At 67.1% G+C, this 25,052-nt stretch carries 18 protein-coding genes; 13 read left to right on the top strand and 5 right to left on the bottom strand.

Annotated features, from left to right (window positions below; all coding sequences use genetic code 11):
- Nucleotides 1–16: 16 nt before the first annotated feature.
- Nucleotides 17–2,368 carry a sulfatase-like hydrolase/transferase gene (locus BJY22_RS24865; RefSeq protein ID WP_167210750.1) on the bottom strand — a complete coding sequence of 784 codons (2,352 nt, stop codon included), beginning with the start codon at nucleotides 2,366–2,368 and terminating at the stop codon, nucleotides 17–19.
- A 218-nt stretch (nucleotides 2,369–2,586) separates the two neighbouring features.
- On the opposite strand from BJY22_RS24865, the gene BJY22_RS24860 reads away from it, so the two are divergent.
- A complete protein-coding gene (locus BJY22_RS24860; RefSeq protein WP_167210747.1) occupies nucleotides 2,587–3,894 on the top strand; it encodes a cation:proton antiporter domain-containing protein in 1,308 nt (435 codons plus the stop codon).
- A gap of 1 nt (nucleotide 3,895) precedes the next feature.
- On the opposite strand, the gene BJY22_RS24855 is transcribed toward BJY22_RS24860, so the two are convergent.
- Complete coding sequence (locus BJY22_RS24855; protein ID WP_167210745.1) at nucleotides 3,896–4,378, bottom strand: DUF7144 family membrane protein; 483 nt, start codon at nucleotides 4,376–4,378, stop codon at nucleotides 3,896–3,898.
- A 192-nt stretch (nucleotides 4,379–4,570) separates the two neighbouring features.
- Here BJY22_RS24855 and BJY22_RS24850 point away from each other — a divergent pair, with 192 nt between their 5' ends.
- From BJY22_RS24850 to BJY22_RS24830, 5 genes are all read left to right on the top strand, one after another.
- Nucleotides 4,571–5,875 (top strand): hypothetical protein, encoded by a 1,305-nt coding sequence (locus tag BJY22_RS24850; protein WP_167210741.1) that lies wholly within the window; start codon nucleotides 4,571–4,573, stop codon nucleotides 5,873–5,875.
- A gap of 32 nt (nucleotides 5,876–5,907) precedes the next feature.
- Complete coding sequence (locus tag BJY22_RS24845; protein ID WP_167210738.1) at nucleotides 5,908–6,732, top strand: bestrophin-like domain; 825 nt, start codon at nucleotides 5,908–5,910, stop codon at nucleotides 6,730–6,732.
- Entirely contained in the window at nucleotides 6,716–7,366 is a 651-nt protein-coding gene (locus BJY22_RS24840) for a hypothetical protein (protein ID WP_167210735.1), read from the top strand. Before BJY22_RS24845 ends, BJY22_RS24840 begins: the two co-directional genes overlap by 17 nt.
- 117 nt (nucleotides 7,367–7,483) lie before the next feature.
- Nucleotides 7,484–7,918 carry a DUF7144 family membrane protein gene (locus tag BJY22_RS24835; protein WP_167210732.1) on the top strand — a complete coding sequence of 145 codons (435 nt, stop codon included), beginning with the start codon at nucleotides 7,484–7,486 and terminating at the stop codon, nucleotides 7,916–7,918.
- A 56-nt stretch (nucleotides 7,919–7,974) separates the two neighbouring features.
- Nucleotides 7,975–8,439, top strand: a complete 465-nt coding sequence (locus BJY22_RS24830; RefSeq protein ID WP_167210729.1) for a DUF6325 family protein — start codon at nucleotides 7,975–7,977, stop codon at nucleotides 8,437–8,439.
- A 214-nt stretch (nucleotides 8,440–8,653) separates the two neighbouring features.
- On the opposite strand, the gene BJY22_RS24825 is transcribed toward BJY22_RS24830, so the two are convergent.
- A complete protein-coding gene (locus BJY22_RS24825; RefSeq protein WP_238350449.1) occupies nucleotides 8,654–9,376 on the bottom strand; it encodes a hypothetical protein in 723 nt (240 codons plus the stop codon).
- Between the two features lie 251 nt (nucleotides 9,377–9,627).
- Here BJY22_RS24825 and BJY22_RS24820 point away from each other — a divergent pair, with 251 nt between their 5' ends.
- Nucleotides 9,628–11,118, top strand: a complete 1,491-nt coding sequence (locus tag BJY22_RS24820; RefSeq protein WP_167210724.1) for a DUF2252 domain-containing protein — start codon at nucleotides 9,628–9,630, stop codon at nucleotides 11,116–11,118.
- Nucleotides 11,119–11,131: 13 nt separating this feature from the next.
- Nucleotides 11,132–12,844 carry a SulP family inorganic anion transporter gene (locus BJY22_RS24815; RefSeq protein WP_167210721.1) on the top strand — a complete coding sequence of 571 codons (1,713 nt, stop codon included), beginning with the start codon at nucleotides 11,132–11,134 and terminating at the stop codon, nucleotides 12,842–12,844.
- Nucleotides 12,845–12,872: 28 nt separating this feature from the next.
- Here the strand turns inward: BJY22_RS24815 and BJY22_RS24810 are convergent, their stop codons facing one another.
- Nucleotides 12,873–15,230, bottom strand: coding sequence for an arylsulfatase (locus BJY22_RS24810; RefSeq protein WP_167210716.1), 2,358 nt, complete (start codon nucleotides 15,228–15,230; stop codon nucleotides 12,873–12,875).
- Between the two features lie 120 nt (nucleotides 15,231–15,350).
- Between BJY22_RS24810 and BJY22_RS24805 the strand changes: the two genes are divergently transcribed.
- The 5 genes from BJY22_RS24805 (at nucleotide 15,351) to BJY22_RS24785 (ending at nucleotide 24,383) form a co-directional block, all read left to right on the top strand.
- A complete protein-coding gene (locus tag BJY22_RS24805; RefSeq protein ID WP_238350448.1) occupies nucleotides 15,351–18,242 on the top strand; it encodes a cation-translocating P-type ATPase in 2,892 nt (963 codons plus the stop codon).
- Nucleotides 18,239–19,168 carry a PPK2 family polyphosphate kinase gene (locus BJY22_RS24800; protein ID WP_167210714.1) on the top strand — a complete coding sequence of 310 codons (930 nt, stop codon included), beginning with the start codon at nucleotides 18,239–18,241 and terminating at the stop codon, nucleotides 19,166–19,168. Before BJY22_RS24805 ends, BJY22_RS24800 begins: the two co-directional genes overlap by 4 nt.
- A gap of 72 nt (nucleotides 19,169–19,240) precedes the next feature.
- Nucleotides 19,241–20,959 carry a SulP family inorganic anion transporter gene (locus BJY22_RS24795; RefSeq protein ID WP_337758959.1) on the top strand — a complete coding sequence of 573 codons (1,719 nt, stop codon included), beginning with the start codon at nucleotides 19,241–19,243 and terminating at the stop codon, nucleotides 20,957–20,959.
- A 103-nt stretch (nucleotides 20,960–21,062) separates the two neighbouring features.
- Nucleotides 21,063–23,417 (top strand): arylsulfatase, encoded by a 2,355-nt coding sequence (locus BJY22_RS24790; protein WP_167210708.1) that lies wholly within the window; start codon nucleotides 21,063–21,065, stop codon nucleotides 23,415–23,417.
- Nucleotides 23,418–23,429: 12 nt separating this feature from the next.
- Nucleotides 23,430–24,383, top strand: a complete 954-nt coding sequence (locus BJY22_RS24785) for a haloacid dehalogenase-like hydrolase (protein ID WP_202891249.1) — start codon at nucleotides 23,430–23,432, stop codon at nucleotides 24,381–24,383.
- Here BJY22_RS24785 and BJY22_RS24780 read toward each other — a convergent pair.
- Nucleotides 24,380–25,051: a GAP family protein gene (locus BJY22_RS24780; RefSeq protein WP_167210706.1), complete on the bottom strand. Its 672-nt coding sequence runs from the start codon at nucleotides 25,049–25,051 to the stop codon at nucleotides 24,380–24,382. The two genes, BJY22_RS24785 and BJY22_RS24780, sit on opposite strands and share 4 nt — an antisense overlap.
- Between the last annotated feature and the right edge of the window lies 1 nt (nucleotide 25,052).

Here is a 25,052-nt window from a genome sequence, read left to right as displayed (position 1 = left end):
GATCTCAACGTCCCTGCTACTGCTTTGCCAGGTGGACTCGCAGCTCGGACTCCGGGTCCTCGATGAGATCGCCACTGACGTCCACGGTCACCTTGTGGAGGGTGCCGGTGAACTTGAATGGGCTCTTGTAGTCAGGAGTGACCGGAGAGCCCGGGTTGGAGCCGCAGGTGAGATTGCCGGGGTTGAAGGCGAACGGCGTCGTCACGGCCGCGTCCGCGGCAGCGACGAGCGCTCCGTCGACGTACAGCTGCAGATGCCCGGGCGAGCCCTTTCCGTTCGGCATGTCCGGCTTGTCGGTCGGTTCGAACTCGAAGCGGAGCTCATGCTTGCCGACGGGCACCGGTTCGGACGACGAGACCCGGAACAGGTCCCTGCCGACGTAGTTGTGCACATAGTTCAGCAGCCCGTCCTTGATGAACAGCGAATAGCCGCCGGCCGCGCTGCCTTGGCTCAGCAGAACTCCCTCGGCACCCCCGTCGGGGATCTCGACGAAGGCTGTGATGCTGTGCGGCCGGTTGAGGACGCGTGGGCCGGCGAAGAACGGGACCGTCTGGGTGTTCGGCCGCATCGTGTACTGGTCGCGCGGGGCCGCGATCAACGGTTTCTCGCCGACCATGCGCGCCAGTGCGCTCCCGTCGATCGGAAGGACGCCATGCTTCCCGGCCTCGGCGTACCAGGTCCCGATCATCGCGATCAGCCGATCCCGGTTGTCCGCGGCAACGTTGTTGGTCTCCGCGGGATCCTCGGCCACGTGGTAGAGCTCCCAGCCGGTGGCGTCGAGTTGGGACAGCCGCGCCGAACTGATCGGATCGCCGAAGGCCGCGGTGGCCTCGGCGAACGAGGGACCCGGCCACGGGCAGACTGCCCGCCAGCCGTCGTGGTCGATGGCCCGGTGGCCGAACATCTCGAAGTACTGCGTGTGGTGCTTGCTGGCCGACGCGGCGTCGTCGAGGGCATGGGCGAAGCTCACGCCGTGCAGAGGCGCCTGCGTGACACCTCGGATCGTGGCGGGTGGCTCGATGTCCAGCAGGTCCAGGACGGTGGGCACCATGTCGACGATGTGGGCGTACTGGTCGCGGATCTCGCCCTTCGCGTTCACGCCGGCCGGCCACGACACGATGAACGGATCGCAGGATCCCCCGCGGTACGTTTCCCGCTTCCAGCGCCGGAACGGCGAGTTGCCCGCCCAGGTCCAGCCCCACGGGTAGTGGTTGAAGTGTTTGGGGCCGCCGATCTCGTCGATGACGCTGAGGCTGGCTTCGAGCGACTCGGGGGCGTTGTTGAAGAACTGTGCCTCGTTCGTCGTCCCGGTCGGACCGCCCTCGGCGCTCGCCCCGTTGTCGGAGATCATCATCACGATCGTGTTCTCCAGCTCGCCCTGATCATCCAGGAAGTCGAGCAGCCGGCCGAGCTGATGGTCGGTGTGGCTGAGGAAGCCCGCGAACACTTCCATCATCCGGCTGAACAGCCTGCGCGCCTCGGGCGATTGCGCCTGCCAGTCCGGTACGTCGGGGTCGTGGCGCGACAACGTGGCGTCGGCGGGCATGATGCCCAGTTCCTTCTGCCGCGCGAAGACTTTCTCCCGATAGGCGTCCCATCCCTCGTCGAAGGCACCCGCGTACCTGTCGGCCCACTCCTTCGGCGCATGGTGGGGCGCGTGCGTCGCACCGAAGCACAGGTGCAGGTAGAACGGCTTGGCCGGGTCGATCTGCTTGCTGTCGGCAATGAACTCGATGGACTTGTCGACCAGATCCTCGCTCAGGTGATAACCCTCCTCCGGCGTGCGCGGCGGCTCGACCTGGTGGTTGTCGTACACCAGGTCCGGATACCACTGACTCGTGTCACCCCCGAGGAAGCCGTAGTACCGCTCGAAACCGCGTCCCAGCGGCCAGCGGGTGTACGGACCGGTCGCTGTCTCCTGGTTGCTCGGTGTCAGATGCCACTTGCCGACCATGAACGTGCTGAAGCCCTGGTCCACCAGCATCTCCGAGAGCATCCCGTTCTCGAACGGCATGACGCCGTCGTATCCGGGATAGCCCGTCGACAGCTCGGTGATCGAGGCCATGCCGTTGCTGTGGTGGTTCCTGCCCGTGACGATGCAGGATCGGCTGGGCGAGCACAGCGCGGTGGTGTGCATGTTGGTGAACCGCAGCCCGTTGGCGGCCAGCCGGTCGAAGTTCGGGGTCTCGATCGGGCTTCCGAAGCAGCCGAGGTGACCGAAGCCCATGTCGTCCATGACCACGAACAGCACATTCGGGGTGCCTTTCGTGGCCCGCACCGGAGCCGGCCAGGCCGGGCTCGACTCGTCGGTCGTACGTCCCACCACACCGGTGAACGGGCGTCCTTGCCGATACTCCTCGATCGCCACCACGGCCTCCCAATCGATGCGAAACGACACGGCGTCCAGCAACTGACCTCGTCGGAGGTGTTGCACAGCAGCACGTTCGTCGTACCCGCGCGGCAAGTCATCACCCGCTGAGGATGAGCCACGGCCGGCCGAAACCCCCTCGGGTGGATGAGGCGCCCACTGGAAACGGCCGTCACGGTGAACATGCCAGTCCGGTACACGACGGAGGCGGGGCGGCGGTGACCGAGGCCACGTTCGCAGTGCTCGCGCTACTCGTCCTCGCGTGGGCGGTCACCTCGGGCCTGCTGAGCCGGGCGAACATCACCGGTCCCTTGGTCTTCACCGTCGCCGGCTACGTTCTGGGCAACCGTGACTGGGGCCCTCTCACGGTGGATGTCGATGCTCCGTCCGTCCATCTGCTCGCTGAGCTGACCCTTGCGATGTTGTTGTTCGCGGACGCGTCCAGAGTCAACCTTTCCAGGCTGAAACGAGACATCAACCTGCCCGCGCGTTTGCTGGGCATCGGCCTTCCACTGTCGGTGCTCCTCGGCTCGCTCCTGGCGGCTTGGCTCTTCGACGACTTCACCTGGGCTCTCGCCGGCTACGTGGGCGCGACGCTGGCTCCCACCGACGCTGCTCTCAGCGCACAGGTCATCAACGACCAGCGGATACCGATGCGGCTGCGTCGCGCATTGAACGTCGAAAGTGGACTCAACGACGGCATCGTCACACCGATCGTCACTTTCGCGCTCGCTGTCGCCGCCGGCCAACTCGGGGCAACGCACGAGGACGGCGCCGAGGACGGGGGCGGCGCGCTGCTGGAGCTCGCGACCGGCCTCGGCGTCGGCCTGGTGGTCGGACTGGCAAGCGCCAAGCTGCTGACCTACGGTTCCCGTCGCGACTGGATCACCTCGGGCGCAGGACGGCTCGGCACGTTTGCCGCCGCGCTCAGCAGCTTCGCCCTCGCGGTGGCCATCAGCGGCAACGGTTTCATCGCGGCGTTCGTGGCCGGCATCGCCTTCCGGGCGGGTCTGGACGAGAACGTCGTCGACGCGGACAACGCCATCGAGCTGCCGGAACTCGTCGGTGAGATCCTGGCATTCGCCGTCTGGTTCCTGTTCGGCGCCACGCTCGTGCCGGTCTTCGTGCACAACTTCGATCTACCGCTCCTCGCATACGCCGTACTGAGCCTGACGATCGTCCGCATCGTTCCCGTCGCCCTGGCCCTGCTCGGGACCGGCCTGGACGGCCGCACCGTCGTCTTCGTGGGATGGTTCGGTCCCCGCGGCCTCGCGTCGGTCGTGTTCACGTTGCTGGCGATCGAAGAGATCGGCGAGACCGAGGTCGTCGAGCGGGCCGTCGCCGCCGTGTCTCTGACCGTGCTGTTGAGTATCGCGCTGCACGGGATCTCGGCCGGCCCGCTCGGACGTCGCTATGTCACTCTCGAGCAGGAGGAGGCCGGTGCGAGCCCCGGCCCGAGATCGCGACGCTCCGCACATCACCGTCACCACGGTGCCACGATGCCCGGCGGCAACGACGAGCCCTGACTCAGACGGTCGGCGGCGTACGCTGCTCGGAGGCTGAGAGTTGGGTTTCCTCTTCCTCGCGCCGTGGCGCTTCGCCAACCCCACCGAGCCGTTCGCGTACGTCGGCCCACCGGGCGGTGAGCGCGAACAGTACAAGGGTGTCCAGCGCGATCATCAGCAACGCCCAGACGGGGTAGGCACCGAGCCAGGCGGTCTGCACGACAGCGTGCAGGCAGACGAGCACGATGGCCGTGATCCTGGCCCACGTCTGCGCCACGAGCAGGCCGGCACCGACTGCCATCAGCAGCAACCCGGAGATCAGCAGTGTCCATCCCCAGCCGGTCACGTCCACGACGACGAGGTTGGTCCGCGTCATCACCACTCGCTCGTCGGAGAACAGCGCGATGAGTCCCTCGAAGACGTTGATCAATCCGATCACCATGAGCAGCGAGCCGGCGAACAAGACGAAACCGGCCATGGCCGCCCCACCTCTTTTCGCAGCCATCTCGGCATCTCCTCTCGTCGCGTCGGGCGCCGCTGAGTCGGCGGCGTTCGCACCTGGATGCTGGCTCGCGTCGCCCCGGCCCGCCTCACCCCGCGCGGATGAGGCTCGGCCGGTTCATCCGCGCGGGGTGAGGTTCCGCACGCCCGCGGCAGAGACGATCGCTCCCTGAACCGACCGGCGAGGAGATGCGGCATGTCTGACCCAGACCCCACGCTGTCCAGTGGTCCAGAACGGAGCGTGCCCGTCGAAGCGTCCGCGGCGGCGCGACCATCCCGGGGCCGTTCGGTCGCGGCGGTCGTCTGCTTGGTGCTGGCGACGTTGCTGACGACGCCGGCGGCGATCGCCTACTGGGGGCAACGGACTCTGAACGACACCACGCGCTACGTGAACACCGTCGGGCCGCTGGTGGACTCGCCAGAGGTACAGAACGCGATCGCGACGACTGTCACCGACGCGATCGAGAAACAGGTCGACATCGAGGCGATCCTCAACGACGTGTTCGCCGGTGTCATCACCGATCGGCCGCGGCTGCAGCGACTGGTCGGGCCACTGTCCGCGTCGATCAACGGATTGATCGACCGCCAGGTCCGGGAGTTCCTCGCGTCGGACGAGTTCGCCGATCTCTGGATCGCGGTCAACACCAGGGTCCAGCAGTCCCTCCAGCGCCTGTTGACCGGTGATCAGTCCGGCGCGGTCTCGCTGCAGGGTGATCAGGTGGTCCTCGACGTCTCCGAAGTCATCGAACGCGTCAAGCAGCGGCTGGTCGACCGGGGACTCACGGTCGTGCAGAACGTGCCGATTCCCAACATCGACAAGCAGATCGTGTTGATGGAAGCTCCCGAACTGGCGAAGCTCCGGACGATCTACGCGTTCGCGAACCCGCTGGCGCAGTGGATGCTCGTGGCGGTAGCGGGGCTCTATCTCGCAGCGCTGCTGCTCGCGCGCCGGCGTCCGCGGATGACGGTGATCATCGGGGCAGTGCTGGCGGCTAACGCACTCCTGGTGGCGCTGGCGCTGGCCGTCGGACGGCAGTTGTTCATCGACGCGCTCTCGGGTACGAAGTTCGGTCCGGCGAGCGCGGTCTTCTACGACACGCTGCTTGCCTATCTCGACCGCGGTCGGCAAGTGTTCCTCTGGCTGGGCCTGATCCTCGTTGTCGTCGGCTGGTTCGCGGGACCCAACAGGTACGGCACCGCCGTACGCACTGCAGTCAGCGGTGGCTTGGAAAGCATCGGCGGTGCCCTGGCCGACAGCCCGGTCGGCGACGTGGGCCGATGGGTCGCGCCCAACGCCCGCTGGCTGCGCGTTGCCGTGGGCCTGCTCGGCGTCGTCGTGCTGCTCTGGGGCAACGACATCTCGCCGTCGCGGCTGTTCTGGTCCCTCGTGCTCGTTGTGGGGTTACTGGCCGTCGTGCAGGTCCTGGTCGGCGCCGGCAGGGCGGCAGTTGCCGCCCCTCCGATCCCTCCGGCCCAAGCCGTCCCCGGAACCGCGAAGTAGCCAGTGGTGACAGCGGCAGCAGGCAGACGCGCGTGAACCTCGTCTGGGCCGCTCTGGTCATAGTCCTCGCGACCGCGGTCACCGTCACGGCGATGCTGCTCGTGCGCAGGCGGGCGCCCGAGGGCAGCTACTTCAGCGACGGTGACCGCGCCTCGGGCGTCTTCGGTGTGCTCGCCACCGGGTTCTCGGTGCTTCTCGGTTTCATCATCTTCTTGTCGTTCACCTCGTACGACCAGTCGCGGGCCGGTGCCGAGTCCGAGGCCACGATCGTGGCGCAGCAGGTCCAGACGGCCCAGTTCCTGCCCGACCAGACCGCGGCAGAGCTCACCGGCGAGCTGATGTGCTACGCGCGGTCCGTGGTCGGGATCGAGTGGGATGCCTTGGACAAAGGCACGCTCGGAAACTCCATCAACCCGTGGGGTGTGGAGATGTTCCGGACGATCTCCGCCGTCGACCCACGGACGCCGACCGAGCAGTCGGCGTACGACCGATGGATGGACCAGACCGCCGAACGGGAACAGGCGCGAATCGACAGGGTGCACGGGGCGGAAGGGATCATCCCAACCCCTTTGTGGCTGGTCCTGTCGGTGATCTCCGTGGTGATCTTTGTCTACCTGTTGTTCTTCGCCGACCGGGCCGAGCGCGCGGTGACGCAGAGCCTCCTGATGGGCAGTGTCACGATGGTCATCACGCTCCTGCTGTTCCTGCTGGTGTTCTTCGACCATCCGCACGGCGACGGAGTGGGCAGGCTGCAGCCGACCGCGATGCTGCGAACTGTCGGCGTGATCGATACCCAACTCGAGGTGGTCGGGCTCGACGTGACGCCTCCGTGTGACAGTCATGGCAACCGGCGCTGAGGAGCGGCCCAGCCGCGGCCACGTCTGGCAGGAGGTGCTCGTCACCCTTCTGATGGTGGCCGCTGCCCTCGGGACCTCGTGGAGCAGCTACCAGGCCACCCGGTGGAACGGCGAGCAGGCCAAGGCGGCCGGCCGTACGAGCGCGATACTGATCGAGGCCGGCCGAGCACAGGGCTTGGGTGAAGCCCAGACTCAGGTGGATGTCGCCACGTTCATCGCCTGGGCGGATGCGGATCGCCGAGGCGAGGCCGGCCTCGCCGACTTCTACGTCGACCGCTTCCGCGCGGAGTTCCGGCCCGCGTTCAACGCCTGGATCGCGACCCGCCCGTTCACGAATCCGGAGGCGCCGGCGACGCCGTTCGCCATGAGCCAGTACCAGCTCGCGTCGCGGCAGGAGGCCGAACGGCTCGACCTGGCCGCCGACGCCTCCGCGGCCGAGGTGCGCCGTAACCTCCAAACAGCCAGCAACTATGTGCTCACCGTCGTCCTGTACGCCGTGGTCCTGTTCTTCGCCGGGATGAGCACCAAGATCACCAGTCACCGGCTGCGCTGGATCCTGGCCGGGATCGGCGGCCTCGTCCTCGTCACCGCCGTCGCCTGGATCGCCACCTTCCCGGTGAGCGTCGACATCTGATCCCGAGCGGCATCCTCCGCTGGGGATGATGCCGGGCCCGAGGCGGTTCGGCAGCCTGGTGTCATCCTCACCGGCGACCGGTGGTCAACAAGCATGAGCACAAGGGAGTGAACGACCGTGACACATGGAGCAGCAGCATCGCATTACGACGCCGCGGGCGAGGAACACGAGGTCAGCGGCTGGGCGGTCGGGTTCGTCCTGTTCGCAGGCGTCATGATGATCATGTCCGGAGGTTTCCAGATCTTCGCGGGCCTGGTGGCACTCATCGAGAACGAGTTCTATGTTGCCACCCGCAACTACATGTTCCAGTTCGACGCCACCGCGTGGGGCTGGATCCATCTGCTGGGTGGCCTCCTGGTGCTGGCGGCCGGCTTCGCGGTCATCGTGGGCCAGACCTGGGCCCGGGTGGTCGGCATCATTCTGGCGGTGCTGAGCGCGCTGGCCAACTTCGCCTTCATCCCGTACTACCCGTTCTGGGCACTGACCATCATCGCCCTCGACGTCTTCGTCATCTGGGCACTGGCCGCGCACGGTCGCGACGTCGCTGTCTGACGGCTACCGCGTCCCGATCGATGCCGTCCGAGAACTTTGACCGCTGGAGGTAGAGCATGACTGACACCATCGATGAACTGGGTCCGGTCGACTGGATCGTCGTCGAATTCCCGGAGACGAAGCTGACCGGAGAGATCGCACCGATCCTCGCCGACTACGTCGACCGGGGCCTGATCCGGATCCTCGACCTGCTGTTCCTTTTCAAGGACATGGACGGCACCGTCGAGGCGTTCGAGGCAGCTGATCTGGACGAGAGCGTGATCGGGCAACTGCGGACACTCGAGACCGAGATCGCGATGCTGCTCAGCGAGCAGGATGTCGAGGACCTCGCCGTGACCATCGAGCCCGGCAGTTCGGCCGCGGTGCTCGTCTGGGAGAACCTGTGGGCCGCGCCGTTCGGAACGGCAGTGCGGCACGCCGGCGGTCAACTGGTCGCCAGCGGACGCATCCCGATCCACGCTGTGCTCGCCGCCATCGAGGCCGACGCCGCAGAGACCGAAGAGACCAAGAAGACGACCTAGGAAGGGGTCTGCCATGCCACTCGGAGCCCGCCGCAGGCGCAGGCGCATAGCAGCAGTCGGAGGTGCCGTGGTCGTCGCACATGGCATGCACCGCCGCCACGACCGCCGCGACGACCGCCGCGACGACCGCGGTGACCGCCGTGAGGACCGCCGCGACCGCCGCGATTGACGCGTGACGCGATTGACGCCGCCTCCCAGCGCCGAGCCAGCGTAACTAACTGGCTCGGCGTCTTGCGTCCCCGACGTACGGAAGTGGGTTGCCGGAGGCTCGTGCGCCGGAGGCGAGCCAGGCGGCGACCCCCTCCGGCGATCGCCGCTGGAGCTCGTCGAGATACTGCTGGCGTTGCTCGACGACCGACAGGCGTTCGGCCGCCGAGCGGGACGCCGCCAGCACGCTGAAGCTCCGGCGCCAGGCCAGGCACAATGCCTCGTCATCGAGGGAACGGAGCTCTGGCTCCGGGATGAGCACAGGACCGTCGGCAAGCGAGATCACCGGGTCGCGAGGTGTCGCCGACTCCGGCTGAGCGACGTGGGGATCATCGGCTCGGGCGTGCTGTCGTCGCGCCAGGACGAGCGAGGTGAGAGCCGGCGTGGTGGCTGCCAGGATCAGCACAACCAGGACGCCGGCGAAGGTGAAGACCGCGATCAGCCCCGCGGCGGCCGGCCCGATCAGCCCACCGGCTAGGGTGAACCGAGCGATCCTGCGCAGCGCGCTCCGCCCGTCGCCTCCCCACACCGATGTGGCGACGACTGCTGTCGCCGTCGCGAAAATGGCCACACTGACGATGACCCCTCCCAGACCCCAGTTGGCCCACGCGCAGACGAGCCCGGCTGTCGTGGCCAGGTAGACACACCACGACCGGACTGTTCGGATCTTGCCGCGGCATGCGCCGGGATCAGATCCGTCGGCGCCGGATGACCGCATCATCTCGCTCACGTTCTGAGTCCTCCACCCCGGTTCCCGATCTCGTCTGCTGCCATGGAGCTCGGCCAGGACGTCAGCATGCCCCGGGCCGATCACGTCGCGCCTCCTCCGTCCGGGGTGAAACCGACGGTGCCTGATCGTTCAGCAGGGATGATGCGGCGATCGGAGTCCTGGTGAATCGTCGGCGGAGTACGCGGATTGCTGGGTGAGGACCCGGCTCGACCGACGAGCCGTGCCCGCGACGGACAGAAGGACGGCCGATCATGTCGACGAAAGTTGAACATCCGACTCTGGAGGAGCGCCGCGCACGCGGTGTGAAGGCTCGCACACGAGCGATGCCGGACAGTCACACCGGGTGGAAGCCCGCCGCGGACCGCCCGGACCCGGTGGCCCTGATCGAGGAGCAGAACCTCCGGCGTGACGCAGACCTCGTTCCGGTGCGGCACGGCCGGATGATGGCCTCGCCGTTCACGTTCTACCGCGGTTCGGCCACGATCATGGCGACTGACCTTGCCGACACGCCCACGGCCGGGCTCCAGGTCCAGCTGTGTGGGGATGCCCACCTGTCGAACTTCGGGGTCTTCGCCTCGCCGGAGCGCACGCTGGTGTTCGACATCAACGACTTCGACGAGACCCTGCCGGGTCCCTTCGAGTACGACGTCAAACGGCTGGCAGCGAGTCTCATGGTGGCCGCCCAGAACAACGGATGCTCGGAGTCGGAGGGGCGCGCGATCACGAAGGCCTGTGTCACCTCGTATCGAGAGACGATGACCGAGTTCGCCGGCATGAAAACTCTCGACGTGTGGTACGCCCACCTCCCTGAGGAGCAGATCAAGCAGTCGGTGACTGCCTTCCTGGGCGAAGCCGGCAGCAAGGGCAGAGGCAAGGGATCCAAGAAGACCAAGGGCAAGGACGAGAACGGTCTGCGCGGGCTGACGCCGAAGCAGGCGAAAGAAGCCCAGAAGCGCTTTGCGAAGAACGCGCAGAAGGCGCACTCCCGCACCAGCGATAATGCCCTGTCCAAGCTCGGCGAAGAAGTCGACGGCCGCTACCGCATCGCCAGCGTCCCGCCGGTGATCGTCCCCGCGCGCGAGCTCTACGCGACGTACGGTTTGGCGCCCGGGGAGCTCGAGGAAGCCGTCATCAGCCAGTTCCGTGGCTACCGTTCCAGCCTTCGGCTCGATCTGCGGCGACTCCTCGAGCGCTACGAGATCGTCGACTGGGCACGGAAGGTCGTCGGCGTCGGCAGTGTCGGAACTCGGGCGTTCGTCGTCCTCCTGCAAGGCCGTGACCGCAGCGATCCGCTGTTCCTCCAAGTCAAGGAAGCCACCAGGTCGGTGCTCGAAGGAACCTTGCGCAAGAGCGCGTTCAAGCAACCTGGCGAACGAGTGGTTCAAGGCCAGCGCTTGATGCAGGCCAGCAGCGACATCTTCCTGGGCTGGTCCACGGGTGTTCAGGACGACCGCTACTACTACTGGCGCCAGCTGCGCGACATGAAGGGCTCCGCACTTGTGGAGCTGATGGCACCCGCAGTCCTGGCCGGGTACGGCCGCATGTGCGGGTGGACCCTGGCCCGCGCGCACGCACGATCCGGCGACCCGGTGGCCATCGCTGCCTACCTCGGCGAAGACGACGCCTTCGACAAGTCGATCACCGACTTCTCCGAACGCTACGCGGCCCAGAACGACCAGGACTTCGCAGACTTCGCCAAAGCCATCAGTTCGAACCGGATCGATGCCATCCAGGACGTCTGACCACGGCACCGATATGAGCCTGATTCCTGAGTCGCTGCGTGGCTACCGCCGGGCCTGGCTGGCTCGCGACATCACGGCCGGTCTGACGCTGTCGGCGGTGGCGATCCCCGAGGTGATGGGCTACACGTCCATCGCCGGTACACCGATCGTGACCGGGCTCTACACCATCATGTTTCCCACCCTGATCTTCGCTCTGCTGGGCTCCTCGCGGCTGCTCGTCGTGGGCGCGGACTCGGCCACCGCCGCGGTACTCGCCGCGGGCCTGACCGGTCTCGGCATCGCCGGAGTCACGCCCGGATCGCCCGACTGGCTTGCGTTGGCCGGCCTCACCGCGCTGGTCTGCGGCGGTCTGCTGATCGTGGCGCGGTTGCTGCGGCTCGGCTTCATCGGAGACTTCCTGAGCGCGTCGGTACTGATCGGGTTCCTCACCGGGGTCGGCATCCAGGTGCTGTCAGGGCAGATTCCGGACCTGCTCGGCATCCCGAAGGGCACCGGCGGCTGGTTCGAACAGCAGTGGCACTGGATCACCTCGCTGTCCTCGATCAAGCTCGGTACGTTCGCCTTCGGGCTGAGCACGATCGTGATCATCCAGATCTTCAAGCGTTTCATCCCTGTTGTCCCCGGCGCCATCGTCGCCGTCCTACTGCTGACCGCCATCTCCGCCCTGGCCGACGCGCAGGCGCACGGCGTCGCCGTGGTCGGTGCCGTGGAGGGCGGGTTCCCACCGATCAGCCTGCCGGCGGGCATCTCCTGGTCGGACGTGCCCAAGGTGCTGCCGACCGCCGTGTCGTGCTTCGTGCTCATCGTCGCCCAGAGCGCCGCCACCTCCCGCAGCTTCGCCTTCAAACACGGAGACGCCGTCGACATCAACCGGGACATCGTCGGGCTCAGCGGCGCCAGCCTCGCCGCAGGCCTGAGCGGAACCTTCGTGGTCAACGGCAGCCCGACCAAGACACAGATCCTCGACGGGCAGAGGGGGCGCACGCAGCTCGCCAACCTGACGATGGCGGTGGTCGCGCTGCTGTTCACGCTGTTCTTCACCGGGCTGCTGGCGGACATGCCCACAGCGGTGCTCGCCGGCATCGTCTTCCTCATCGGCGTCAGCCTGATCGACGTGCCCGGCTTCCAGCGGCTGTGGCGGCGACGCAAGAACGAGTTCGTGGTGGCTCTCGTCACGGCGGTCACCGTCTTCGCCGTCGGCGTCGAGCAGGGAATCATCCTCGCCATCGCGCTCTCGCTGCTCGACCTCGTCCGGCGGCAGTACACACCGGGTGACTACGTCGTTGGTCAGGACCACGCCGGCGAACCGACGTACCTGCCGGCAGTGCCGGGCGCCCAGAGCCTGCCCGGGCTGGTGGTGTTCCGCTATGACGCCGATCTCTTCTACGCCAACGCCAACCGCTTCGCCGACGACCTCGAGTCGATCATCTCCGCCGCTCCCGATCCGGTCCGCTGGGTAGCGCTGGACTGCGGCGCGATCGATGACATCGACTACTCCGCCGGGATGACCTTGGCCAACCTCGTCAACTACACCAGGGCGCACAACGCTCGCTTCGTACTGGTCCGACCTGATACCCAACTGCTTGCGACGCTCCGCGCGTACGGGACCGTGGACGCGATCGGCGAGGACAACATCTTCCTCACCCTCGCGGACGCCTTCCGTGCTTACCGGGCCGACCCAGGCGCGGCGCCCGTGGCGCCAAAGACGCCGGCGGGCCCCGACTAGGTCGGGACCTGCCGCAGGCGGTGTTGCGCTACTCCCGTGCCATCATCGCGAGCGCCTCGCGCTCCAGGTCGACGTACGGGTCGCCGCTGACATCGACGGCCACACGGCTGATCGATCCGCCGGTGAACGACCAGGGCGCTTCGCCGGGGTAGTCCTGGGTCACCGGGTCGCTGCTGTCGCGTCCGACGCACAGGCCGTCCCCGGCGAGCGAGAACTTGCCGGGCTGCGTCTTGATCCGGCCCTCCCCCACCTTGACGTCGCCGTGGAAGAGCGACAGCGTTCCGACCGCGACGCCGGGCGGGTCCTCGCCGTCCTTCTCGAAGGCGGCGGACAGGATCAGGTTGTCACCCGTCGGCAGTTGCTCGTCCGCGACGATCTTCTGTTCCAGGCTGCCCACGAAGCTGTAGACATAGTGCAGTCGATTGTCCTTGACGTAGAGAGCGTGCCCGCCGAAACGCGAGCCGTGCGCGAACAGCACGCCCTCAGCCCCGGGCGCGGGGACGTCGACGACCGCGGCGATCGCGTAGGAGCGGTTGCGGATGCTGACCGCCTGCGACTCCGGCACGTCGGCGACGCCGGGGTAGTAGATGTAGCGACTCCGCGGCGGCGAGAGCACAGGTCGCGGCGTCGTGATGAGCTCGAGGGCGGAGCGATCGTCGAGCGGGAAGGCGCCGTTGGCGCCGGCCTCGGCGTGCCAGAGCGCGATCAACTCGGTCAGGCGCTCGGGTTCCTGGTCGGCAAGGTCGTGCACCTCGGAGCGGTCGACGTCGGTGTGGTACAGCTCCCAGGTGTCCTTGGCATAGGAGCCCCAGCCGCTGATCGTCGGGTGGGTCGTGACCGCCTTCCAGCCCTGGTGCCAGATGCCGCGCGAGCCGAGCATCGAGTAGAACTGCGTCGAGCGTGCGCTCGGCAGCGGCGCGGCGTCGAAGCTGTACCGCATGCTGACGCCGTCGAATCGGCTCTGCTGATGCCCAGCGATGGTCCCGGGTGCCTCGACGCCGAGCGCGTCAAGGATCGTCGGGACCACGTCGACGGCGTGGTGGTACTGCTCGCGGAGCTCGCCCTTGGCCTCGATGCCCCGCGGCCAGGAGATGATGCACGGGTCCGCGGTGCCGCCCTCGAACTCGTAGCGCTTCCACATCTTGAACGGCGTGTTGAACGCCATCGCCCAGCCGTTCGCGTAGTGGTTGTAGGTCGCCGGGCTGCCGAGTTCCTCGAGCTTGGCGAGATTCTCCTGGAGGTCGTCCGGGAGCCCGTTGCACAGCTTGTTCTCGTTGACCGACCCGTTCGGGCCGCCCTCGCCACTGGCGCCGTTGTCGGAGACCAGGATGACCATGGTGTTCTCGCGCTGGCCGCTCTCCTCGAGGTAGTCCAGCAGCCGGCCGATCTGCTCGTCGGCGTGCGCCAGGAAGCCGGCGTACACCTCCGCCATCCGGGCGAAGAGCCGCTGCTCGTCACCCGACAGCGAATCCCACGGCCGGGTGTAGTCCAGGCCCGGGTAGGGCTGACCGTTCGGGCCGGTGCGGGTCTCGGGCATCCCGATCGGATTCAGCGGCGGCAGCGTCGTCCCGGGCGGAACGATGCCCATCTTCTTCTGCCGGGCGAGCGTCTGCTCGCGCAGGACCTCGTAGCCCATGTCGAAGCGTCCCCTGAAGCGATCGATCCATTCCTTGGGTGCGTGGTGTGGAGCATGACAGGCGCCCGGTGCGTAGTAGAGGAGGAACGGCTTGTCCGGCGCCATCACCTTGGCGTCCTTGATGAACTCCAGCGCCCGGTCGGTGAGGTCCTCGGTCAGGTGGTAGCCCTCCTCGGGCGAGCTCGGCGGGTCGACGGGGTGGTTGTCGTACACCAGGTCCGGATACCACTGGTTGGTCTCGGCTCCGAGGAAACCGTAGAAGCGCTCGAAGCCCCTGCCCACCGGCCAGTTGCGCCGCGAGGAGGCCAGATTCATCTCCGCCTCGGGGCACAGGTGCCACTTGCCGACCATGTACGTGTTCCAGCCCCGCGCTCCGAGGATCTCCTGGATCTGGCCGTTCTCGGGCGGGATCACCCCGTTGGCGTTGGGGAACCCGCTGGCCGCTTCGGTGATACACGCCATGCCGTTACGGGTGTGGTTGCGACCGGTCAGCAGAGAGGAGCGCGTCGGCGAGCACAGCGCCGTGGTGTGCCACTGCGTGTACCGCACCCCGCTGTCGGCGATCCGGTCGATGTTCGGTGTCTCGATCGGACCGCCGTAGCAACTCATGGCCGAGAACCCCACATCGTCGAGCACGATGTACACCACGCTCGACGCCCCGTCCGGCGGCTTGGGCGGCTCGAACGGCGACCAGTCCGGCGCCGAGTCACGGATGTCGATGTTGATAACGCCCCTGAACGGCTCGCCCATGATCAGTCCCTTTAGTCTACGGCCTCCCCGGAGGCGCAGCATCGCTCCTCCGAGCTGTCGCACCGAGACTTGTGGATCCGGCCCCAGCGCGCCTCCCCCTCAGCGGATGAGCGAGCTGGCATGTCGTTTGCGATGCATCCGCTACGGATGAGGCACGCGCCGCCCGTGCCGAGGCATTGTCGACAGAAGCCACGACATGGACGGGAGACCCTGCTGAGCGAGATCGGCACCACACCTACGTCGGCCGCCGGCACCGAGCGTCCGCCGTACACTCTTGCGGCGGATGAGGTCGTCGTCGCGGCCGGCTCCGATGTGCTTGCGGGACTCGCCGGGAGCGAGGCGGCGAGCCGGCGTTCGTCGTACGGCGCGAACGAGATCGCGGCCGAGAAGCCACCCTCGATCTGGGCCGTCGCAGCCCAGCAACTGCGCGACCCGATGAACCTCATGCTGATCGCCGTCGTTGTCGTGAGCCTGCTGATCGGGGAGCTCTCGACCGGAGTCATCGTCGCCTTGCTCATCCTGCTGAACGTCGGACTGGGTACCCGCCAGGAGCTGACGGCACGAGCGAGTGTCGACGCCCTCGCCGATCTGCAGGTGCCGCAGGCCCGGGTGGTGCGTGACGGCGACGTGACGATGATCGCTGCCACGCAGGTGGTTCCAGGCGACATCGTCGAGGTCGAGGCCGGCGACATCGTACCCGCCGACGGCCGGATCGTCCGGTCCGCGACGCTGGAGGCGCAGGAGGCCGCGCTCACCGGAGAGAGTGCGCCGATCGCCAAGGGAGCCGGCGTGCTGGCCGCCGACGACGTCGGTCTTGGCGACCAGACCAACATGTTGTTCCAGAACACCTCAGTGACGCGGGGCACTGGCACGATCGTGGTCACCGCGACCGGGATGCAGACGCAGATGGGCCGGATCGCGACGATGCTCACCTCGGTGAAGCGCACCCGGTCGCCGCTCCAGCGGGAGCTGGACTCGCTGACGAAGGTCCTGGGGATCATTGCCTGGGGTGCCGTCGCGGTCATCGTGGTGGTCGGCTTGATCCGCGGGACTCCAGGCAAGGACCTGCTGCTGCTCGGCACCGCGATGGCCATCTCGGCGCTCCCGACCGGTATGCCGGCGTTCGTCTCGGGCCTGCTCTCGCTCGGCGCGAAGCAACTGGCCGAGGCGAAGGCCGTGGTGAAGAACCTCACCGATGTCGAGACCCTCGGTGCGACCAGTGTGATCAACACCGACAAGACCGGGACGCTCACGTTGAACCAGATGATGGTCTCGACGTTGTACGCGAGCGGGTTGTGGTTCACCGTCGACGGCGAGGGCTACCGCAAGAGTGGCGCGATCCATTCGGTGGCAGGTGTCCGAGTGCCGGACTTCACCCGCCTCGGTCTCGGACTCGCCCTCGACAGCGACGCAGTGGTCGGCGACGACGGAGCGGTGATCGGCGATCCGACCGAGGCCGCGCTCGTCGTGCTGGCCGCGAAACTCGGCGTCGACGCGGAGGAGACGCGGCGCACCTACCCGCGGCTGGCAGAGGTTCCGTTCGATTCCGAGTACAAGTTCATGGCGACGTTCCACCGGGTGAACGTCGACGGCGTCGAACACCTCATCGAGCTCGTCAAGGGCGCGCCCGATGTCGTCGTCGCGCGCTGCAGCGAGGCGGGCGGACCGCTCAGCGGCTCGCAGGTCCCGATCACGCAGTCGCGCGACGGCATCGACGAGGCCAACCTGCGGATGGGGCAGAAGGGCCTGCGCGTCCTCGCGTTCGCTGCCCGCCTGGTTGCCGACCACGAACTGACCGCAATGACCGACGATCCGATGTCCTTGACCAAAGGACTGTCGTTCGTCGGGATGGCCGGAATCATCGACCCGCTGCGCGCCGAGGCGAAGAGCGCGGTCGGTAGGGCGCTCGCGGCCGGCATCGACGTACGCATGATCACTGGTGATCACGCGATCACCGCTCAGGCGATCGGCGAGGAGCTTGGCCTCGGTCCCGGGGCGATCAGCGGCGCGGAACTGCGGGCACTCACCGACGAGCAACTGAAGCAGCAGTTGCCCGAGCTGCACGTGTTCGGGCGGGTCACTCCCGAGGACAAGCTGCGACTCGCCCGGGCCATGCAGGAGCAGGGCCTCATCGTCGCGATGACGGGAGACGCCGTCAACGATGCGGCCGCCCTCAAACAGGCCGACATCGGGGTGGCGATGGGAAGCGGCAGCGAGGTGACCAAGCAGGCCGCACGGATGGTGCTCACCGACGACAACTTCGGCACCCTCGTGCACGCCGTCGAGATCGGGCGGCGCGTCTACGACAAGGTTGTCTCGTACGTGCGGTACCAGATGACGCAACTGCTGTCCCTGGTTCTCCTCTTCCTCGCCGCCACCGTGTTCGACATCAACGACGGCGTGGCGATGACTCCGTCGATGGTCCTCTTCCTGCTGTTCTTCGCTACGGCGGTGGGTGTGGTGATCATCGCTGTCGACCCCGGTGATCCCGACGTGATGCACCGTCCGCCGCGCGATCCCGCCGTACCGATCACGAACCGGAACGCGGTGATGAGGTGGATCGTCTACGCCGCCGTGCTGTTCCTGGCCGCGCTCGCACCGCTGGTGGCAGGGCCGGACGATCCGAGTACGACGCAGGGCACCGTCTCACTGACGATGACGTTCGTGGTGATGGGTCTGGGGACCGTGTTCAACGCGGTGGTCAACCGGCGCGCCCCCGCCGGCGGATTGACACCACCGATCGTGAAGGCGCTGGTGATCGGCCTGATCCCCGTTGTCCTCTTGTTCCTCGCGACCCAGCTTCCGACGCTCCAGGACGGGATGCTTACCGTCACGATCAGTCCGCGTCAGTGGGTGACCTGCTTCGGCCTGGCAGCGCTCCTCCCGATCGTCGTCGAGTTGGACAAGGCGATCCGGAGGCGGCGGCTGCGGACGCGGCCGACACTCAGCCCGGAGCACGCCGTCGCGCCGGCCCGTGCCAGGCGCACCGAAAAGGTAGGAGCCAGCGAATGACATCTCGCGAGCAGCGGATCGCCGACTTCATCGAGCCCTTCCGGGTCGAGCCGGGCTCGAAGGTCAGCCTGGCCAGGGACTTCGCACCGGACTTCAGGGGCATGATCCGCTCCAAGAAGCGCGGCCGCAAACTGCTGGTCCAGGGGACCGAACTCTTGTCCGAGTATCAGTCCAGGCTGTACGCACAGCACACCCACGGCGTGCTGGTGGTGCTGCAGTCGCTCGACGCCGGCGGGAAGGACGGCACCATCCGCCACGTCATGACCGGAGTCAATCCCCAGGGTGTGTCGGTGAACGGCTTCAAGGTCCCCTCCAGCGAGGAACTGGATCACGACTATCTGTGGCGCTACGGACTGCGCCTGCCGGCTCGCGGTGAGATCGGCATCTTCAACCGCTCGCACTACGAGGAGGTGCTCGTCGTCCGCGTGCACCCCGAACTCCTCGACCGCCAGAAGCTTCCGCCGGGCATCCGCCAGGGGCTCTGGAAACGGCGTTATCGCGAGATCAACGACTGGGAGCGAACCCTCAGCGACAACGGCGTCAAGATCGTGAAGCTCTTCTTGAACCTCTCCCAGGAGGAGCAGCGGATCCGCTTCCTGCGCCGGATCGACCTGCGCGACCACAACTGGAAGTTCTCGGCGGCCGACATCCGCGAGCGCGAGTACTGGGACGACTACCAGAATGCGTTCTCGCGGATGCTGTCCAGGACCAGCACCGAGTGGGCGCCGTGGTACGTGATTCCAGCCGACCGTAAGTGGTACGCCCGCATCGCCGCCGCCGCGGTGATCGCCAACACGCTGATCGAGATCGATCCGCGCTATCCCAAGGTCGGCAAGAAGGCACGGAAGGCGCTGCAGGAGATCAAGGAGACCCTTGAAGAACAGGCCCCCGAAGGCGCGGCGGCCGATCCGTTCGCGGCCGCCTAGGCCGATCGGCTGACCACCATGGCCGCTGCCGACGAACGCTCCCCTGTGAAACCTCGGTGGTGGCAGGAGTACGTGCCTGCTGTGGGAGTGGTCAGGTCGTACGAGCGCGCGTGGTTACCGAAGGACGTCGTCGCCGGCCTCGTGTTGTCGGCGCTGCTGGTGCCACAGGGGATGGCGTACGCCGAACTGGCCGGTCTGCCGCCTGTGACCGGGTTGTACACCTCGGTCCTGTGCCTGCTCGGCTACGCGGTCTTCGGACCCTCCAGAGTGCTGGTGCTCGGTCCCGACTCGTCCCTGGGCCCGATGATCGCGGCAACGATCGCGCCACTCCTGCTCGCCGACGGTGACCCCGCACGGGCCGTCGCGCTCGCTTCGATGCTGGCCGTGATGGTCGGTGTGGTGATGGTGGTCGCCGGGGTGGCCCGGTTCGGGTTCGTGGCGGACCTGCTGTCGAAGCCGACCCAGATCGGCTACATGAACGGGCTCGCGCTCACCATCGTGATAGGTCAGTTGGCCAAGCTGTTCGGGTTCTCGGTCGATGCCGACGGGTTGGTGGCCGAGGCGCGTGCGTTCTTGTCGGGGCTCGCGGACGGCGAGGCCAACGCGACGGCCGCGGTCCTCGGGGTGGGTTCGCTCGTCGGCATCCTGCTACTGAATCAGCTGCTGCCCAAACTGCCGAGCGTGCTCATCGTCGTGGTGCTGGCCGCCGTACTGGTCAACGGGTTCGACCTGGAGTCGCGGGACGTCGACACGGTCGGCGTGCTCCCACAAGGTTTTCCGCCCTTCACGGTCCCAGCGGTCAGCTGGGGCGATCTGCCGCCGCTGTTCGTCGGAGCGCTCGCCATCGCCGTCGTCGCGCTCGCCGACACGATGTCGACGGCGTCGGCGTTCGCCGCGCGCAAAGGCGATCGGGTGCGCGGAAACCAGGAGATGGTCGGCATCGGTGCCGCCAACATCGCGGCCGGGGTGTTCCAGGGCTTCCCGGTCAGCACCAGCGGGTCGCGCACCGCCGTCGCCGAGCAGGCCGGCTCCCGGTCCCAGGTGACCGGCATCGTCGGCGCCGGGATGATCACCATGGTCCTGGTCTTCGCCACCTCCCTGATGCAGTACGTGCCTCAGCCCACCTTGGGCGCGATCGTCATCGCGGCCGCGCTGTCGCTGGCCGACATGACCGGGACGCGCCGGCTGTGGCATCAGCGCCGGACAGAGTTCGCGCTCTCGATCGTCGCGCTGCTCGGTGTGGCGCTCCTGGGGGTACTGCCCGGCATTCTCGTCGCCGTCGGTCTGTCCATCCTCAACGTCTTCCGCCGCGCCTGGTGGCCGCACCAGGCCGAGCTCGGCCGGGTGGAGGGAATCGCGGGCCTGCACGACACCGACAGCTACCCCGACGCCCAGCTCCTGCGCGGTCTGGTCGTCTACCGTTTCGACGCGCCTCTGATCTTCGCGAACGCGCGGATGTTCAGTGAGAAGGTGCGGGAGATCGCTGCCGATGATCCCGGCCTCCGCTGGATCATCGTGGCCGCCGAACCGATCACAGACGTCGACACCACGGCCTCCGACATGCTGCAGGACTTGGACGCCTGGCTCAATGCGCGCGGTGTGTCCCTGGTCTTCGCGGAGCTGAAACATCCGGTGCGCGAGAAGATCGAGCGGTACGAACTCACCCGCACGATCAACCCGGAGCACTTCCACCCGACGCTCGACGAGGCTGTCGCGGCGTACGTACGGCAGACGGACGCGAGCTGGCGCAGTCCGCAGCCGGAGGCTGACGACGGAGGCTCGCGGCGATAGCCCGGTGCGGCGCGAACGTGGCTTCATCCCTCGGGGGTGAAGACCCTGAATCGGGACTCGTCGAGGCTGGGCTGACTGCTGCCGACCAGCCAGGAGGGGCATCATGCCTGAGCAGTTCCGAGGGACGATCAACGTCGACATCCGCAACTCCGAGCCGGATTGGACGCCGTTCGAGCCGGCCAGGGCCCCGGAGGGTGCACCGAACGTCGTCTATATCGTCCTGGACGACGTCGGCTTCTCGGCCATGAGCTGTTACGGAGGCCCGATCGAGACCCCCAACATCGACGCGATCGCCGCGCGCGGGGTGCGCTTCACGCAGTGGCACACGACGGCTCTGTGCTCACCGACCCGGTCGTGTCTGCTCACCGGCCGCAACCACACCCGCAACAGCATGGCGTGCATCACCGAGGCGGCGATCGGATTCCCGAACGCGAGCGGCACGATCCCACCGGAGAACGGGATGCTGCCGGAGATCCTCGGCGAGCGCGGCTGGAACACCTACATGGTCGGCAAGTGGCACCTGTGCCCCACTGACGAGATGAACCTGGCGGCGACGCGTCGCAACTGGCCGAGCGGCCGGGGCTTCGAGCGGTGGTACGGGTATCTCGGAGCCGAGACCAACCAGTGGTATCCCGACCTGGTCTACGACAACCACCCTGTCAATCAACCGCGCTCGCCCGAGGAGGGATACCACCTGACCGACGACATCACCGACAAGGCGATCGAGTTCATCCAGGACGCCAAGGCAATCGCTTCGGAGAAGCCCTTCTTCCTGTACTTCGCGCCCGGTGCCTGTCATGCACCGCACCACGCGCCGAGGGAATGGATCGACAAGTTCGCGGGCAACTTCGACCAGGGGTACGAAGCGATGCGGGAAGAGACCCTGGCGCGCCAGAAGAAGCTCGGTCTGGTGCCAGCCGACACCGAGCTGCCCCCGTTCAACCCGATCGGCACACCTCAGACGCGCAGCGGCCCTGACCACCAGCCGTTCCCGGAGCTGGATTACACCCGCCCGTGGGACACCCTGAACGCCGACGAGCGGCGTCTCTTCTCCCGAATGGCCGAGGTGTACGCCGGATTCCTCGCGCACGCCGACCACCACATCGGCCGGCTGCTCGCCTATCTGGAGCAGACCGACCAACTCGAGAACACCATGATCGTCGTCGTGTCCGACAACGGTGCGAGCGGCGAAGGCGGCCCGAACGGCTCGGTCAACGAGATGAAGTTCGCCAACGGGATCCCCGACGACCTGGCCGAGAACCTCGCCAAGCTCGAGGACCTCGGTGGCACGAAGACGTACAACCACTACCCGAACGGCTGGGCGATGGCCTTCAACACGCCGTTCAAGATGTGGAAGCGCTACGAGTTCAACGGTGGCACCGCGGACCCCTGCATCATCTCGTGGCCGTCGGGTGCGCCCGCCCGCGGCGAGCTCCGGCACCAGTACCACCACGCGATCGACATCGTCCCGACGATCCTCGACGTCCTCGACGTCGAAGCTCCTGAGACGATCAAAGGCCACACACAGAGCCCCATCGACGGGATCAGCATGCGGGCCAGCATCGACGACGCGTCCGCCGAGTCCGGGCGAAAGACACAGTTCTATTCGATGCTGGGATCCCGCTCGCTCTATCACGAGGGCTGGAAGGTGGTCTCAACCCACCCCACCGTGTCCGGGTGGGCCAACTTCAACGCCGACGAATGGGAGCTCTACCACGTCGAGGTCGACCGGTCGGAGATCAGGAACCTCGCGGCGGAGCAGCCCGAGAAGGTCCGTGAACTGGTGAACCTCTGGTTCTCCGAGGCCGGCGCGAACGACGCCTTCCCGCTCGACGATCGCTCGCCGCTGGAGATCCTCAGCACCCCCCGGCCCCAGCTGACCGCCGTGAAGGACAGGTACGTGTACTTCCCGGACACTGCGCCGGTCTCGGAGTGGCAGGCGGTCAACACCCGCAACCGCTCGTTCACGATCGGCGCGGCAGTCGACATCCCCGCGCCGGGAGCTGAAGGCGTGCTGTTCGCGATGGGCGCCAGGTTCGGTGGCCATGCTCTGTACGTGAAGGACAACCGGCTGCACTACGTGAACAGCTTCGTCGGAGCGATCGAGCAGCAGGTCGTCGCGACGAAGGACATCCCGACAGGCAAGGACCTGATCTTGTCGGCGTCCTTCGACAAGCAAGGGCTGGAGCCCACCGCAGCGACCGGAGTGCTCTCGCTGTACTACGGGGACGAGAAGGTCGGTGAGGGCAACATCAAGACCCAGCTCGGAGCCTTCGCCATCGCGGGTTCGGGCCTGTACATCGGCAGGCACAACGGAGAGCCGATCACCGACGACTACCCGGGCGTGCCGCCGCATGCCTTCACCGGCGGGACGATCAACCGGGTCGCGGTCGACGTCAGCGGCGAGCCGTACCTCGACCTCGAGCGCGAGGCCGCCCTGATGCTGATGCGCGAGTAGGCGGCCGGGCTCGTGACCGATCCTGGAGAAGCGCTGTCGTCCTGGAGGGACACTCCGGCACGACAGGCGATCGTGGACTACGTCGGCCGGGCCGTGCAGGAGGGTGGGGCGCAGTACGTCCCGCCCTCCGAGCGGATCGCCGTGTTCGACAACGACGGCACGCTGTGGTGCGAGAAGCCGATGCCGGTCGAGCTCGGATTCATCCTGCAGCGGCTGGCCGAGATGGCCGAACAGGACCCGAGCCTTCGCTCCCGCCAGCCCTGGCAGGCCGCCCGGGACAAGGACTACGCGTGGCTCGGTGGGGTGATCACCAAGCACTACCACGGCGACGACAGCGATGTGAAGGTACTCCTGGGCGGCATCGTTCAGGCGTTCGCAGGGATGAGTGTCGACAGCTACGCGGAGCTGGCCGGAAGTTTCCTCCTCACGACGCCCCATCCGACGCTCGGCCGGCTGCTTCGGGAGTGCACCTACCTCCCGATGGTCGAACTGCTGCACTATCTGGAAGCCCATGGGTTCACGACCTTCATCGCGTCCGGCGGCGACCGCGACTTCATGCGACCGGTGACCGAGGACATCTACGGCATTCCGGCCGAGCGCATCATCGGTAGCTCGACCGGCCTGCGGTACCAGGACGACGACGCCGGCGGATCGCTGGTCTACCAGGCCGAGATGGATGTCTTCGACGACGGTCCGTTGAAGCCGGTGCGCATCTGGAGCCGGACCGGCCGGCGACCCGTCGTTGCCTGCGGCAACTCCAACGGCGACATCCCGATGCTCCGGTACGCCGGACACCCGAAGTGTCCCGGACTACGGCTGCTGGTCCTGCACGACGACGAGGATCGCGAATTCAGCTATACCGCCGGAGCGGAGAAGTCGCTCGAGCAGGCCCGTGCACAGGACTGGACGGTGGTCAGCATCAAGAACGACTGGTCGACAGTCTTCGCCGAACCCCTGATGGGCTAGAAGCTTCCGATGCCCTTGCCGATCATGACGACGCCGATGACGAGGAGGAGGATCGCCATGACGACGGTGTTCTCCCGGACCAGCCATCCGCGCAGAGCCTCGAGCGGCTCGGCCAACCGGTCGGCGGCCGCGAGGTAGCCGATGACGGGCACCGCGACGGTACTCGCGGCGATCGCGGTGAAGACGATGATGACGACGACGGTCTCACCGGTGCCGAGGTTGCCACCACCGATCGCGATGCCCGCCCCGGCGGCCATGATGAGGTTCTTCGGGTTGAGCGCTGACAGCAGGAAACCGAGGCCGAGCCCCTTGACCGTGGTGAGAGTGTCGATGGCCGACATCCACTTCGGCAATTCGGGCTCCCCCTGACCGCGCGGACGGGCCTGCCACTGTTTGGCGGCCAGGAGGATCAGCAGCACGCCAAGGGCCAGTTGGATCGTGCCCTTGACCGGGTTCGAGGTGTCGGAATCGTCCTCGGACAGGAGCGACGAGAGCAGTGTGAAGGCGACCACCGCGATGACGACCCCGGCGATCCAGCCGACGAGGAACCCGACGCCGGTTGTTTTCGCGTTCGGCGACAACAGCATGAGAATCGCCGCGATGATGGGGATCGGACTGATCGCGACAACCAGCGCTAGCGGAAGGATCTCGCCGATCACGTCGCCCATG

It is taken from the genome of Kribbella shirazensis (genome assembly GCF_011761605.1).
In the GTDB taxonomy this organism is placed as follows: Bacteria; Actinomycetota; Actinomycetes; order Propionibacteriales; family Kribbellaceae; genus Kribbella; species Kribbella shirazensis.
The sequence above is the reverse complement of the archived record's forward strand: the minus strand, read 5'-3'. Positions and strand labels throughout refer to the sequence as shown.

What these genes read in the sequence shown, in the direction of transcription:
- BJY22_RS24850 (WP_167210741.1), top strand. Translation starts at nt 4,571, where the DNA reads ATGTCTGACCCAGACCCCACGCTGTCCAGTGGTCCAGAACGGAGCGTG.
- BJY22_RS24840 (WP_167210735.1), top strand. Translation starts at nt 6,716, where the DNA reads ATGGCAACCGGCGCTGAGGAGCGGCCCAGCCGCGGCCACGTCTGGCAG.
- BJY22_RS24855 (WP_167210745.1), bottom strand. Translation starts at nt 4,378, where the DNA reads ATGGCTGCGAAAAGAGGTGGGGCGGCCATGGCCGGTTTCGTCTTGTTC.
- BJY22_RS24820 (WP_167210724.1), top strand. Translation starts at nt 9,628, where the DNA reads ATGTCGACGAAAGTTGAACATCCGACTCTGGAGGAGCGCCGCGCACGC.
- BJY22_RS24810 (WP_167210716.1), bottom strand. Translation starts at nt 15,230, where the DNA reads ATGGGCGAGCCGTTCAGGGGCGTTATCAACATCGACATCCGTGACTCG.
- BJY22_RS24830 (WP_167210729.1), top strand. Translation starts at nt 7,975, where the DNA reads ATGACTGACACCATCGATGAACTGGGTCCGGTCGACTGGATCGTCGTC.
- BJY22_RS24780 (WP_167210706.1), bottom strand. Translation starts at nt 25,051, where the DNA reads ATGGGCGACGTGATCGGCGAGATCCTTCCGCTAGCGCTGGTTGTCGCG.
- BJY22_RS24800 (WP_167210714.1), top strand. Translation starts at nt 18,239, where the DNA reads ATGACATCTCGCGAGCAGCGGATCGCCGACTTCATCGAGCCCTTCCGG.
- BJY22_RS24815 (WP_167210721.1), top strand. Translation starts at nt 11,132, where the DNA reads ATGAGCCTGATTCCTGAGTCGCTGCGTGGCTACCGCCGGGCCTGGCTG.
- BJY22_RS24805 (WP_238350448.1), top strand. Translation starts at nt 15,351, where the DNA reads ATGTCGTTTGCGATGCATCCGCTACGGATGAGGCACGCGCCGCCCGTG.
- BJY22_RS24790 (WP_167210708.1), top strand. Translation starts at nt 21,063, where the DNA reads ATGCCTGAGCAGTTCCGAGGGACGATCAACGTCGACATCCGCAACTCC.